This window comes from Clostridium sp. AT4 (assembly GCF_001517625.2).
Classification (GTDB): Bacteria; Bacillota; Clostridia; order Lachnospirales; family Lachnospiraceae; genus Enterocloster.
This window is the reverse complement of the sequence record NZ_LN999828.1, coordinates 1,203,501-1,215,776: the sequence shown is the minus strand read 5'-3', so window position 1 is coordinate 1,215,776 and position 12,276 is coordinate 1,203,501. Positions and strand designations below refer to the sequence as shown.

Below are 12,276 nucleotides of genomic sequence, written 5' to 3'. Positions count from 1 at the left end.
CATTTGGGTTTCCCCTCTCGGATAAGTTGTAGAATAATAGGTTGTGATTTTTCATCACTTGATACTTTTACCTACTGCTTGCTAAAGGCAGTATTTCATAAATACCACGCCGCCAAATTTATAATGCGCTGGCGACTTCTGGGCGCACGCAATTTCCTACCAGGGTTTCCCATATTTTGTCATATTTTGCTTTAATCTGCGACAGGGATTGGAGGATGATCGTACAGGAAATTTCGTATTTCCTCATGGTTGATAACATTTTGTCAAAATCGGGAATTTCTCCGAATAGAGATAGGTAAGCCTCTGGTGTTACCACCTCGGGCTTTTCAGCCGCTCCACACCGTGCGTGATAGTTTCCCATCACACGGCGTTCCACCGACTAAGATTACTTTTTAGTGCCTATATAGTCCTCGAATTATATTTCTTCCAACTCCCTATGTTTTCGGAGTTTATTGATTTTCTCTTTCATTTCTTCGGTCAAGTCTAAGTCTGTAAGCAACTTTCTGATTTTTTCCGGATTTGTTGCTCTGACCACTTCTGATACCGCTTTTGACAGGATAATTAGATTCCTGTAGGTGTCGTTTCGCTCTCCCTTACAGGGTTTGATGTGCACACAGACCATATCTGATATTGACAGAGCATTATGCGTTACCGCACATTTACCTTTTTGTACGATATACCTCGAAAGAGCGTTTTTCACCATATACTTCATAACATCGTAACTAATACAATTTTCGATGTCGGAATATTTCCTCACATATTTATTGACTTCATGCCTTTTATATTTAGGATATTCGTATGACACATATCCTACAGGTATAATCATTTTTCCATTTATCCACTGAAACTGCTTGGATTTTCCATACTTTTCTTGAATAATTATACATGTAAAGGGTGGTTTCTGCCATCTAATACATATGACTGCGGCTCATTTGTGGTAAATTGAAAAGCAGTTGTAAGAATGGAGTCAAAAAGCCTTATAACCGCTGGAAATCAACACAAAAGGAGCTGAATTTTATGAAAACTATCTTTGAAGAAATGGGCGGTACATACCGTCAAGTGGGCGATTATTTCATTCCCAGCATTACTTTGCCGGATGACGGCGAATATCAGATAGGCAAATACGGGCGTATGCGCCGCAGCTACCTGAAAGAGTACCGTAAAATCCTCTACAACAACTATGTGTTGGAGGGAACACTGTTCAAGCATTTAGCTGAAATCGATCAAATCGGCAACGAGCGCATTGAAAACATCGTTTCCGCTATGGCAAAGCAGGAAGGCGTCTGTCCCGCCATGCAATCACATTTTCAAACTCCCGTTGTGTTCTGGAGGAATCCTCCAATCGTGCAAGGGCTTCTGCCCGCAGTTCTCGTTTGAGCTTCTTACGATCCGGTTCTTCCTCGTCAGTACCATCCTCAAAGGGATGTTCCTCGGCGTCGGCTTCCAGTTCTTCGATAAGCTGTTCTTCTTTTGCAATCTGGCACATGGCTTGTTCGGATAATTCGGTTTCTTCGGTATCCGTATCATTGTCAGCAAGAACAACTTGGTTCTTCCGCTTCTTTTCGGGAAGATCGTCAGCAGCTTCTTCCTCATCGTCCCAAAGGGATTTTCATCTTCTTCCTCATCGACTATGTAATCGGAATCGTCCGTTTCATATTCATCTTCATAGTCAGTATTTTCTTCATAAAAACCGTCATGTTCATATCGTTCGGGATCGTCGAACACCGCAGACCCCTCCCTTCGAAAATATTTTCAAAAAAAGCTGGTTACTTCTCTCTGCGCCAACTACGACAACGAGTACGGCTGCCTGCCATTGGACTGTGACTGTCCAGTGTTGGGGATCTGTTTTACCAACAGCGCACTATGCAGATATTTCCGCAAGTCTGTCCTGCCGGAAGATGCAGGGTTGGAAGCCGTATTCACGCAAACACCGACCACTCATTGCAAACAATGCGGCAAGCCGTTCCCAACTGACGGAAAACGGGTGTACTGCTCACAGCGCTGTGCCAAAGGCTTTTTGAGGGTATTTTTGCATTGGCAGGGTGTTAATACCTTTTCTATTAGACGAAAAAATAATGAATATTTCAACACGGAGGTAACTGCCTATGGCAAAAAACGAGAACAGTAATTTTTCTTATATGACTCGCCGCATTGACGGCACCACCTATAAAGTTAAAGTAATATTCAGCGATACAGAGAAAGAAATAATGGAGGATAAAGTTTTACGGATGATTCGCAATGAAACGGTTACAACTGGCGGAACTTGTCGTATAATAGATTCACCACAAATGAGCCGACAGTCTGAAAGGAGCGCATCATGAGCATAAAACAGACTGAAGGAAAAATCATGGAACGGGGAAAAGATAGTTATCGTTAGCCATCTTTTTCTCTTTTTTATAAAAAAATTTCAGGGCCGGTTGTGACTCGCATAAGTCACAACCGGCCCTGTTTTAGGCTATCTATTTCCCGACAACCCCTTTTCATAGAGTGATTTACATATTAAAATAATTCTTCTTCTTTTACACAGTGGTTTTTAAGTTCGCCTACCAGAGACTGAAGAGCATCAACCACATGGGGACGGATATCTCCGCCGACTAACACCAGCATGATATCGTCTCCTACCTCCAGCTGTCCTTCATTCAGCCATACACGGACATAACCGATTCCCGGCATATTCTGTGTGTTCTCTACTGCCTCTTCCACCTTCTCTTTGTCATAAGAGAATACCATTCCTTTCACATCGGATGCAGAAATGTCTCCCTGTCTTACCTTTGCCTTCGCACTCTGGCGGACGATTCCATTGTGGAACAGATACATTCCGCATTCAGGTGCGCTTTTATCTTCTTTTGCCTCTTTAATCCATGCATCCATGGAAGGTACTGTGGTTTTTGTATGCTCCATACGATCCATTTATTTTATCCTCTTTTCTTTATTGTATTAAACCGACATTTTAATATATTATTTTCTGTAAATGAGCAAGTTCGTGATTTTGCACAAAAGAAAGACACTGCGAAGTCAAGTAATGATTTTGATTCATTTATGAAGCTGGCAATATAATTTTATGCAATTTTTCAAATTTGCTCATTTATAGTTATTTTTATATTATAAACGGTTTTTAAATGAATGACAACCATCTCATTGAAGCCAGAAGATCTCATACACCATAGGCCGGCACTCCTGCGTTTCTGTTTTTCCATGTCGATCACCGGCGAGATAAACATGATCTATCATACATATTTTTAATGCTGTTATCATCCTTACTTTTCTGTATAATGGTGGAATGGATTTCAATGAAAGGAAGTGAAAATACGATGATTCTATATTTTACAGGAACAGGAAACAGTGAGTATACTGCCCGGAGGATAGCGAAAGAACCCGGGGAAAAATCTGTAATCTTTTTACAAAAATGCTTGTAAACGGCAAACCCCATTGGGGAAATAAATGTACCCACTGTATGACCTGTATCTGCCGCTGTCCCCAAGAAGTGATTAAGTATGGAAAACACAGTCAGGAGCTTAACCGATACACCTGCCCGAAATAAAAAGAACCGCCCCGTCTCCTTTTGAAAAGAGATCAGGCGATTTTCGGGCTGCAGAACATGTTGGTCTGTTTGATCAGGAAAGGCCCGCGTAAACCTTCGCTGCATTCTGATACAGGATCTGTTCCCGCTCTGCATCATTTAGCCCTTCCATCTCCCGAATCCAGCGCACATAGTCGCCATACGGAGCCTCTTTCAGGGCTGAAGGCATATCTGTGCCGAACAGCAGCTTATCTGCGCCCACCAGGTCTCTTGCCAGCCGTACATAGGCTCCGGCTCTCTTCCAGGGCTCGGAAGCATCCATACAATTATGGGGTACGCTTGCCAGGTCAAACCATACATTGGGGAGGGCCAGCCTTTCCAGAGCCCGTTTCAGTTCCTCCTCCTGCTTTCCGTTGGGAGCCAGAAGATGGCAGATCACAAAGTTTACGCCCGGATGGCGGGTAACTACGTTTTTAAGTCCCTCCGCCTGCCCGCTTTTACTGCCGCACTTTCCGATGTCAATAACCATCACATGGCCCATACGCTCCCCATAGGAAAAGGCCTCCTCCATGCGTTCTCCGTCGATGAGGAAATCAGGATGGATTGCCATCACGCCGGAGCCGGTGCTGACCTCGAACTTTTCAATCTTAAATCCCAGTTCTTCAAACAGAAAGCGCCGGATTCCATCCCGGTCAAAGGAATAGGGATCATAGCTGGCGGCGCCGATAAAACGATCCGGATACTTTTTTACAGCCTCCCAGGTATAATAATTCTGAAAACCGTAGAAGTTTCCCTGAAGGAGCACGGATTTTTCGACTCCGTTCTCATCCATGATTTCAAGAAGCTGTTCCGGGCTTACGCCGTCTGTATGAAACTGCTCCGGTATCATCCGGACTACCTGTCCGTTGGCATAGCGGGCCATTCCGCCGCCGATGCTGCGCAGCTCTCCGCCGGAGCCGATCCCTGCGATGTACTGGACAATATGGGCGTGGCTGTCGATTATCTTCATAGTTCCTTTTAACCTGCCTTTTCTCTGTTATTTAAAAACGGCATCCATGTTTTCTGCCGGCTTTTTCCTGTCTGTGATGGCCGCCGCAATGTTCCCTTTGCGGTCTGTGGAAGGCTTCCCGCTGTCCTGCTTCACCATAACGGTCGCAGACGCCGTCCTGATCCGCGTCCTCATAATACCTGCCGCATCCCGGCTCGGCTGCAAAGGTGCTTACTGAACCCATTGCAAACACAGCTGCCGCTGCAAAAAACGCTACAGCCGTCTTTTTTATGTTCCGTTTCATAGAGGTTCCTCCCTTCTTTTTATACCATAAATATAACACAGTCCGACGGCTAAATCCAGTGGGAGCCGGTATGTCTGCTGTGCAGTTTTACAGTTCAATCTGAAGTTTGTTTTCCAAAAAAAATAAACAGATATGGGCATAGTGATGCTAAAAAATAGGATAAAACTCCACCAGAACCTATTCTGACAAGCAGACGTATTATGATTCTGTACCAGCCTATAGGATACAAAAATAGAACTATCCCAAGAGCGCCTAACAGGTCAGGCATTACCAGTTCCAATGCTGTTATGATTATCTGAAATATTACAGTTATACTGGCTGAATAAAACAGGATTTTTCGAGAAAAAAAAACGAAAAATAAATCTTCCAAGCAAAAGAGCGATTGCAAAGATTGCTGCTTCCAGTATGTAGTTTTCCTGTTCTGTATGAACGCTGTATGTGATATCCGCATAAAAACCAATCGTTCCTGTGATCAAACAATAGGCAGGGACAATCCAAAGACCGTGCATTTTATATTTTATATTCAATTACAGCTCTCCTTTTCATGTTATTTTAGGATATACCATATCTTAAATATACCACAAACCTGTGTTTTGCTGTCTTACTATTTTTTTACATTTTTACATGGATATAAAACAAAAAAGCGCCCCATCCGGCTTTCAGCCTCCGGACAGGACACTTTTATTTTACTTACCTATGAAACAAAACTTTCTTCCCATACCTGCCATGCCTCCCTGGCCTGGCGGTATTTTTTATTGTGCCATTTCAGCGCTTCGCTGTTTCCGGCACATTTGGCAAGGCTTTTTTCAAAGCGTTCGTCGATGGATACTTCTTTATCTCCCTGGATCATCTTATCTGCTAGATATACAACCAGGGTTTCGTCTGCCTTTGAGGGCATCCTGTCCAGCCAGTGGTGCTGCCGTACAATCTCCGCTGCCCGGCTGTAGCCGCTTTCCTTTAAAAGCGCTGCTCCTGCTGCTGCATGATCTGCGCTCCCCTTGCGGATGTCATGAAGAAGGGAAGCGGACCGAACCAGATTCAAATCCAGGAGTATCCCTTTTTCCTGCAGCTTTACAGCCATGGAAAGAGCCTTACGGCTCACTGCCTCGCTGTGGCGGCGGAGGTGATCCGGCATCTGAGCGGTTTCCAAGAGCCATTTTAAGGCTTCCCCATCAGGATATCCCTGTCCTCTGCTGCCCTCCAACTGTAACAGACGGCGGTATTCCTCTTTTGTATCTGCATCTACAAAACTGCCCTCATCAGCGACTTCTACATCCAGAATCAAATCTGAGCAGCTTTTTAAAAAGCCCTTCAGTCCCTGCTCTCCCTGATACGATAATACAGCTTCCATCATTACTGAGCTGAGTTTTACCGGATGTCCACGCCGTCCGGCACATTTTGTCCGGACAATAGGGCTGTCTGCGTCTATGATCTTTTTTACAGTTTCTTCGGTTACGGCAGGCACGTCCACGGGCATGACAAGCACCTCGCTGCATTGTCCTTTAATTGCTTCGAACCCCAGCTTTAACGAATCGAGCATTTCCGTAGAAGCATACTGCCGATTTTGGATAAATATAATATCCGTATCCTTTAACTGCTGTTTTAGCTCTTCTCCCCGGTATCCTGTAACCATTACAACAGGGGATACGCCGGTTCGCGCAAGCATCTGCGTCAGATGCCTGGCAACACATTCTTTTCCAAAGGGAAGCAGGGGTTTAAAATCTCCCATCCTGGAGGAAAGACCCGCTGCTGCAATTACAGCGCCTGTTTGCTTCATATGTTTACCTCTTTTATGCCTGTTTGCTGATCCGTTCTGCACGCTTTACAGCGTAATCCTGAAGAGTCCGTTTAAGGCCGATTTCCGCCATCTGAGCGCAGTGGATGCTCTCCTTTTCAAGTCCGCCGAAAAACTCAGACAGCTGGGCGGCATTGATCAGATATGCTTCCATTACAGGTTTGCCCAGTGCACATTCTGCGACTCTTGCGGCACATGCTTTTAACGGAGGGCAGGCGGTATCGGTAACTGTATAATGAAATTCTGTAATAACTTCCCTTTTTGTATCAATAAACATTTCCAGACAGTCGCCGCATCCCGGCTCTTTAACCTCTCCCGCTCCCAGAAAGTGCTCCGGCTTTCCCAGATTTTCTTTTTTTTCACTGTATAACAGAATTTTCTCCCTGTCCATTTTACAATATCCTTTCTTTGATGCCGGAGAGGTCTTTTGTCCTCCCGCTTTTTATTTTATCCAACTGGATGGCTTAAATCAGAATCCAAGGAATCTCCGGATCATAACCTTTGCCATTTCAATCTTATAACCGTTCATCTCCAGAGGAATTGCCTTCTTAAGGGCAATCTCTGCTGCTTCTTTTGCGGTTTCCTCTGTAAGTTCCTTACCAAGCAGATACTGCTCTGCCTCCTGTAATTTCATAGGAATCGGTGCAGCTGCTCCCAATACAAGGCTGATTTCCTTTACAATGCCTTCTTCCAGACGAAGGGTACCTGCTACTGCAAGAATAGCGAAATCAATTGATTTTCTCGTTCTGTACTTATCATAAACAGCAGTTGTGCCTTCAGAAGGCATTGGAACTACGATTTCCAGAACAATTTCTCCCGGCTTTAAGGTATCCTTTACGCGGGTAGAGCCTGCAAAGAAGGTTTCTGCGTCCAGCTCTCTCATATTTGTACGGATTTTTGCACCGTAAGCATACAGCATATTTGCCATGTCGCTTGGGTTTACAGCCAGACATCCGCAGTTGAAGCAGCGGGATGCCTCATGCTTTACAGCACTTTCATCCAGTCCGCTTAAATCCTCCTTATCCATGGCTCTGTCTTCTACAGAAAGGAGGGACGCCTTTGCTGCCTCGTGATTATGACGGCACTCATTTGTAAAGGATGCCAGTTTTTCTTTCAGGCGGGCAGCAGCTGCCTTCTCAACCTCAAGGGCGTCTGTCTGGCAGTATTTGCGGATAGCGATCGCAGTGTCCTTTCCTGCCGCAATTGCCTTGATAACGGTTGCAGGTCCGGTTGTTACATCGCCTCCGGCAAAAATGCCTTCCACGCTGGTCTTGTTTCCTTCTAATGCCTTGATGCGTCCGCGTTCAGTTTCAACCTCATAAGCGCCTTCCAGGAAGTCCAGATCAGCCTTCTGTCCGATTGCCATCATGATAACATCTGCATCTACTGTAAGCAGATTGTTTTCATCATATACAGGATTGAAACGTCCTGTTTCATCCAGAACCTGAGGACAGTTCTTGAATACGATTCCGCTGACTTTTCCGTCTGTTCTCAGAACTTCCTTGGGTCCCCAGCCGTTGACGATCTTTACGCCCTCTTCCAGTGCCCTTGTAACCTCTTCTTCATTTGCCGGCATGGAATCTCTCTGCTCAAGACAGACCATGGTTACATTGTGGGCGCCCAGACGTTTGGCAGTGATGGCAACGTCCATGGCAACGTTTCCGCCGCCGACTACAACAACATCAGAACCGGGTCTGTCAAGAATATAATTATTTACGTCAATCAGGAATTCCAGGCCGAACCGTGTGAGTTCTTCGCCTGCAAGCCCGATCAGAGGACGTTTCCATGTGCCTGTATCCAACATTACGCTGTCGCTGATTTTATAAATTTCATCCAGAGTAATGTCTGTGCCTACATTACAGCTGCAGCAGAATGTGACACCCATATTTTTAAGAACAGAGACGAATTTTCTTACGATATCCTTTGGAAGCCGGTATGCCGGAATCGCATAGGAAAGGCAGCCGCCCGGTTCTTTCTGTTTCTCATATACGGTAACTGCAAAGCCACTCTGGCGGAGATAGAAAGCGGCGGTCAGGCCCGCAGGACCGGAACCTACGATGGAAATTTTCTTTCCGTTTTCTTCCTTCGGTCCCTGCATAAAGTCCTCGGAATGCTCCAGGATCATATCTCCAAGATAACGCTCAATGCCGCCTACATTCAGGCTCTCATCATATGTATTGCGGTTGCAGCCTTCCATACAGAAGTGAGCGCATACGCGGCTGGTAATAGCCGGCATCGGATTTACCTCCAGGATTACGCGGGCCGCATCCTCATATCTTCCTGCGCGTACCATTTCCATATATGCGGAGATGTCTGTATGGGCTGGGCAGTTTCCGGTACATGGAGTCTCACATACCTTTGCTGCACCGAAAATGGAGTGATAACGGTTTTCACCCATCATAGCGGAGCAGAGATGGCCGCTCTTACGTGCACAGTCAATCTTTCCGCCTAGAATATCCGGATAGCGGTAATACCAGCAGCGAATGTCCTGACACAGATTTCCGGCTACGGTAGCAGTATTGCGGATGTTAGGAGTGGCAACACTTGTAGCGGCAGTGCTTAAAGCACCCCAGTGCTCTTTTACCGCTTCAGAATCAGCTACCTGACGCAGAGTTGCCTCCGCGCCAATGTGAAGTCCGTCCTCCTTTACTTCGATCTGGGACAAGCCGGGAAGCTTCTTTAAACTAACCACCTGCTCCGGATATTCCGGAAGCAGTCCGTCCTTTAATACGCCAATCAGATCCGTGCCTCCGCCCATGGCAACTGTGCCGGACTGTTTCAGCAGCTCAGACGCATCCTCCACAGAAGATGGATTTATGTATGTAAAATTTTTCATTTATTTGCCTCCTTTTCCTTCAGCGCTTTCAGGACTTTTGCAGGTGAGAATGGATAAGAATCCAGCTTAATGCCGCAGGCATTGTAGATTGCCATACGGATGGCAGGACCGCCGGGAGCCAGTAAGGGTTCTCCTACTCCCACTGCGCCAAATGGATAATCATTCTCTGTATTCTTCATAGACTCCAGGACAATGTGGTCATGGGGAACTACATCATTAAAGGTTCTTGTCTTATAATCAATATTGCTTGCGTTTAATACCCGGTAATCATTGGGATCCCATACGGTTTCTTCCATACATGCGATATCAATTCCCGCAAAGAAGGACTGCATCTGGTTGCGCAGCGGAAGCGGGTTTACAATTACGCCTGCATCAGATCCGCCAAAGTGGTCTACAAGTTTAAAGGTACCCATTTCCAGATCCACCTCTACTTCTACAAACTGAAGATGGAAAATGGTACTGTCATGAACACCGTCAAAATGGCCACAGCCGGTAACGCCGTCTACTTTTCCCATCAGGTGAGGGAAAAGAAAGTATTTTTCTTCCGGATTGGACAGACGGCATACGTATCCGCCCTTAAATTCCAGATCATCCTCAGGAAGGCCGAGCTTTTCATGAGCCAGCTGATAAAGCTTCTTTTTCACATCCTCACAGGCGCGCTTTGCTACGATGCCTCCGCAGTAGGTAGAACGGGAACCGGTGGAACCGAAATCAGGCGGCGTCATTCCTGTATCAGAATCGGACACACGGATGGACTCCAACGGCATATCCAGCTCTTCTGCCACAACCTTGAGCATAACGTCTCTGGTACCTGCGCCAAACTCAGACATACAGGTTGACAGATAGACTGCGCCCAGTCCGGTAAGGGTAACATTGGCATTGGATGGCTTTCCGCCGGTATCTGAATGGCCTGCAGCGCCTACTCCCACGCCTCTTACCTTCTTTCCGTCAGCAGATACCCAGGTAGGAACGCCCCAGCCCTTGAATCGGTCAGACCAATGGAATGCATCTGCTGTCTTGACAACCAGATCGCTCCAGTCGGCCGTCTTGTTATACTGCCATGGATGAGGCTCTGCATTTGCATTGTGATACCGGTCGCCCTTCTTCATCGCATTTTTAACCAGATAAGTTACAGGATCAATATCCAGCTTTATACATGCCTCCATAATTGCCTGACTTACCAGAGCCGTAGACTCCATGTAGCCATATCCGCGGAAGGAACCGGAAGGCATATGGTTGGTAACAACTACTTCTGCATCGTATTTCTTATTGTCTGTTTTACAGAGGATGGGAAGAGTATTAGTTCCCACCGCCAGCATGAATTCCTGAGTGGAAGCACAAACGCCTGCATCTGCAACCTGATTCATAACAACTGCGCTTGCCAGACCGTCTTTCTTCATACCAAATTTAAGATGAGCCTTGGTAACCATACGGTTCTGATGGATCGCAAAATGCTCTTCTTTGCTGTAATTAAACATAACCGGACATCCGGCAGCCTTCGCCATTACTGCTGTAAATACAAGAGGCTGCACATTGCCGCTGTATAACTTGGAACCAAAGCTTCCTCCTACTGCCGGAGCGGTAAGGCGTACCTGCTCATAAGGCACATTTAAGGATGAAGCCACATTCTGATGACAGTACGCAGGAGCAGCAGCAGATGCGATAAAGTTATATGTATCGTTTTCATACCAGCAGATGGTAACTGGAGGCTCTACTGGAAGCGGATTCTGTCCGTTTTCGATAGAAGAATCAACCTCAACGATTACATCTGACTCCTCAAAGCCCTTCTCTACATCTCCTACCTCAAAGTTCAGGTTATTTTTGTGAGGGGCAATATTTCCCGGAAATTCAGGATAAAGCTGTGGTGCATCGGGAGCCAGCGCTTCCTCGATGGTGAATATGGGCTTAAGCACTGTGTAGGTTACGTCAATCAGCTTCATTGCTTCCAGAGCAATATCCTCTGTCTCGGCAACTACCAGGGCAACTGCATCTCCGATGAAACGGACATACTGATCCATAATATGATGATGCTTAGGAGGGGTAAAACCGTTTGTGATGTAAATATTCGGATCCACATCCTTCCAGGTCACAACGGCAGTAACTCCGGGATAAGCCTTGGCCTTTTCAACGTCAATGGCTTCGATTTTGGCATAGGGATGGGGGCTTCTTAAAATTTTTCCGTACTGCATACCAGGCAGCTTAAAATCACCGGTATATTTTGCTTTTCCCGTTACAATCTGAGGACCTAACAGGCGAACCTTTTCCTTGCCTACATACTTTAATTCTTTCATTCCTGCTCCTCCTTTTTGCTTTTATTGCTTTCTACATAGGCCATAATGGATTCTACTGCCGTATAGTGTGTTCCGCAGCGGCAGTAATTTCCGGCTAATGCTTCTCTGACCTCTTCCTCTGTGGGTTCCGGATTTTCATTTAAAAGCGCTTTTGCTGTCATGATCACACCGGGAATACAGAAGCCGCACTGATAACCGCAGTTGTCTAAAAATGCCTGCTGCAGGCCGTCCAGTTCTCCTGTGGCCCGGTCAGCCAGACCTTCAATTGTGGTAATCTCTGATCCGTCACAATCCATAGTCAATGTCATGCATGACGTAACTGCCTTTCCGTCCATGATCACGGTACAGCAGCCACAGGCTCCCTGATCGCATCCGATCTTTAAGCCTGTAAGGCCCAGACGATCCCTGAGGGTATGAGCCAGAGTCTCGCTTTCGGGCATATCATTTCTGCCCGTTCCCACGGTGATGTCGTAATCCTTTCCGTTTACCTTCAAGGTAATGATTTTTTGAACAAGTTCTTTCATATTGCTTTTTTCCTTTCT

At 46.0% G+C, this 12,276-nt stretch carries 13 protein-coding genes; 3 read left to right on the top strand and 10 right to left on the bottom strand.

What is annotated here, in order from left to right:
- Nucleotides 1–118: 118 nt before the first annotated feature.
- A complete protein-coding gene (locus BN3656_RS11860) occupies nucleotides 119–361 on the bottom strand; it encodes a TraM recognition domain-containing protein (protein WP_066548401.1) in 243 nt (80 codons plus the stop codon).
- A 656-nt stretch (nucleotides 362–1,017) separates the two neighbouring features.
- Between BN3656_RS11860 and BN3656_RS11850 the strand changes: the two genes are divergently transcribed.
- The 3 genes from BN3656_RS11850 to BN3656_RS11835 all read left to right on the top strand — a co-directional run bounded on the left by BN3656_RS11850 (nucleotide 1,018) and on the right by BN3656_RS11835 (nucleotide 2,321).
- On the top strand, nucleotides 1,018–1,377 hold the full coding sequence (locus BN3656_RS11850; RefSeq protein ID WP_242962994.1) for a TnpV protein: 360 nt from the start codon (nucleotides 1,018–1,020) through the stop codon (nucleotides 1,375–1,377).
- Nucleotides 1,378–1,762: 385 nt separating this feature from the next.
- Complete coding sequence (locus BN3656_RS11840; protein WP_081422948.1) at nucleotides 1,763–2,128, top strand: cysteine-rich VLP protein; 366 nt, start codon at nucleotides 1,763–1,765, stop codon at nucleotides 2,126–2,128.
- The gene (locus BN3656_RS11835; protein ID WP_066548395.1) at nucleotides 2,106–2,321 is read left to right on the top strand and encodes a transposon-encoded TnpW family protein; all 216 of its coding nucleotides are present in this window, start codon (nucleotides 2,106–2,108) and stop codon (nucleotides 2,319–2,321) included. Before BN3656_RS11840 ends, BN3656_RS11835 begins: the two co-directional genes overlap by 23 nt.
- A 178-nt stretch (nucleotides 2,322–2,499) precedes the next feature.
- On the opposite strand, the gene BN3656_RS11830 is transcribed toward BN3656_RS11835, so the two are convergent.
- The 9 genes from BN3656_RS11830 to BN3656_RS11785 form a co-directional block, all read right to left on the bottom strand.
- Nucleotides 2,500–2,901, bottom strand: a complete 402-nt coding sequence (locus BN3656_RS11830; RefSeq protein WP_066550773.1) for a molybdenum cofactor biosynthesis protein MoaE — start codon at nucleotides 2,899–2,901, stop codon at nucleotides 2,500–2,502.
- Nucleotides 2,902–3,614: 713 nt separating this feature from the next.
- On the bottom strand, nucleotides 3,615–4,529 hold the full coding sequence (locus BN3656_RS11820; RefSeq protein WP_066548392.1) for an amidohydrolase family protein: 915 nt from the start codon (nucleotides 4,527–4,529) through the stop codon (nucleotides 3,615–3,617).
- Between the two features lie 31 nt (nucleotides 4,530–4,560).
- Complete coding sequence (locus tag BN3656_RS11815) at nucleotides 4,561–4,812, bottom strand: hypothetical protein (protein ID WP_066548388.1); 252 nt, start codon at nucleotides 4,810–4,812, stop codon at nucleotides 4,561–4,563.
- A 260-nt stretch (nucleotides 4,813–5,072) separates the two neighbouring features.
- Nucleotides 5,073–5,339, bottom strand: coding sequence for a hypothetical protein (locus BN3656_RS11810; RefSeq protein ID WP_066548386.1), 267 nt, complete (start codon nucleotides 5,337–5,339; stop codon nucleotides 5,073–5,075).
- 167 nt (nucleotides 5,340–5,506) lie between these two features.
- Nucleotides 5,507–6,589 carry a DVU_1551 family NTP transferase gene (locus BN3656_RS11805; RefSeq protein ID WP_066548383.1) on the bottom strand — a complete coding sequence of 361 codons (1,083 nt, stop codon included), beginning with the start codon at nucleotides 6,587–6,589 and terminating at the stop codon, nucleotides 5,507–5,509.
- Nucleotides 6,590–6,602: 13 nt separating this feature from the next.
- Nucleotides 6,603–6,998 carry an iron-sulfur cluster assembly scaffold protein gene (locus BN3656_RS11800; RefSeq protein ID WP_066548382.1) on the bottom strand — a complete coding sequence of 132 codons (396 nt, stop codon included), beginning with the start codon at nucleotides 6,996–6,998 and terminating at the stop codon, nucleotides 6,603–6,605.
- Between the two features lie 78 nt (nucleotides 6,999–7,076).
- Nucleotides 7,077–9,443, bottom strand: coding sequence for an FAD-dependent oxidoreductase (locus tag BN3656_RS11795; RefSeq protein WP_066548380.1), 2,367 nt, complete (start codon nucleotides 9,441–9,443; stop codon nucleotides 7,077–7,079).
- Complete coding sequence (locus tag BN3656_RS11790; RefSeq protein WP_066548378.1) at nucleotides 9,440–11,734, bottom strand: xanthine dehydrogenase family protein molybdopterin-binding subunit; 2,295 nt, start codon at nucleotides 11,732–11,734, stop codon at nucleotides 9,440–9,442. The genes BN3656_RS11795 and BN3656_RS11790 overlap by 4 nt, the downstream gene beginning before the upstream one ends.
- Nucleotides 11,731–12,258 (bottom strand): (2Fe-2S)-binding protein, encoded by a 528-nt coding sequence (locus BN3656_RS11785; protein WP_066548376.1) that lies wholly within the window; start codon nucleotides 12,256–12,258, stop codon nucleotides 11,731–11,733. The genes BN3656_RS11790 and BN3656_RS11785 overlap by 4 nt, the downstream gene beginning before the upstream one ends.
- Nucleotides 12,259–12,276 lie beyond the last annotated feature (18 nt).

What these genes read in the sequence shown, in the direction of transcription:
- BN3656_RS11860 (WP_066548401.1), bottom strand. Translation starts at nt 361, where the DNA reads ATGGGAAACTATCACGCACGGTGTGGAGCGGCTGAAAAGCCCGAGGTG.
- BN3656_RS11850 (WP_242962994.1), top strand. Translation starts at nt 1,018, where the DNA reads ATGAAAACTATCTTTGAAGAAATGGGCGGTACATACCGTCAAGTGGGC.
- BN3656_RS11835 (WP_066548395.1), top strand. Translation starts at nt 2,106, where the DNA reads ATGGCAAAAAACGAGAACAGTAATTTTTCTTATATGACTCGCCGCATT.
- BN3656_RS11830 (WP_066550773.1), bottom strand. Translation starts at nt 2,901, where the DNA reads ATGGAGCATACAAAAACCACAGTACCTTCCATGGATGCATGGATTAAA.
- BN3656_RS11820 (WP_066548392.1), bottom strand. Translation starts at nt 4,529, where the DNA reads ATGAAGATAATCGACAGCCACGCCCATATTGTCCAGTACATCGCAGGG.
- BN3656_RS11815 (WP_066548388.1), bottom strand. Translation starts at nt 4,812, where the DNA reads ATGAAACGGAACATAAAAAAGACGGCTGTAGCGTTTTTTGCAGCGGCA.
- BN3656_RS11805 (WP_066548383.1), bottom strand. Translation starts at nt 6,589, where the DNA reads ATGAAGCAAACAGGCGCTGTAATTGCAGCAGCGGGTCTTTCCTCCAGG.
- BN3656_RS11800 (WP_066548382.1), bottom strand. Translation starts at nt 6,998, where the DNA reads ATGGACAGGGAGAAAATTCTGTTATACAGTGAAAAAAAAGAAAATCTG.
- BN3656_RS11795 (WP_066548380.1), bottom strand. Translation starts at nt 9,443, where the DNA reads ATGAAAAATTTTACATACATAAATCCATCTTCTGTGGAGGATGCGTCT.
- BN3656_RS11790 (WP_066548378.1), bottom strand. Translation starts at nt 11,734, where the DNA reads ATGAAAGAATTAAAGTATGTAGGCAAGGAAAAGGTTCGCCTGTTAGGT.
- BN3656_RS11785 (WP_066548376.1), bottom strand. Translation starts at nt 12,258, where the DNA reads ATGAAAGAACTTGTTCAAAAAATCATTACCTTGAAGGTAAACGGAAAG.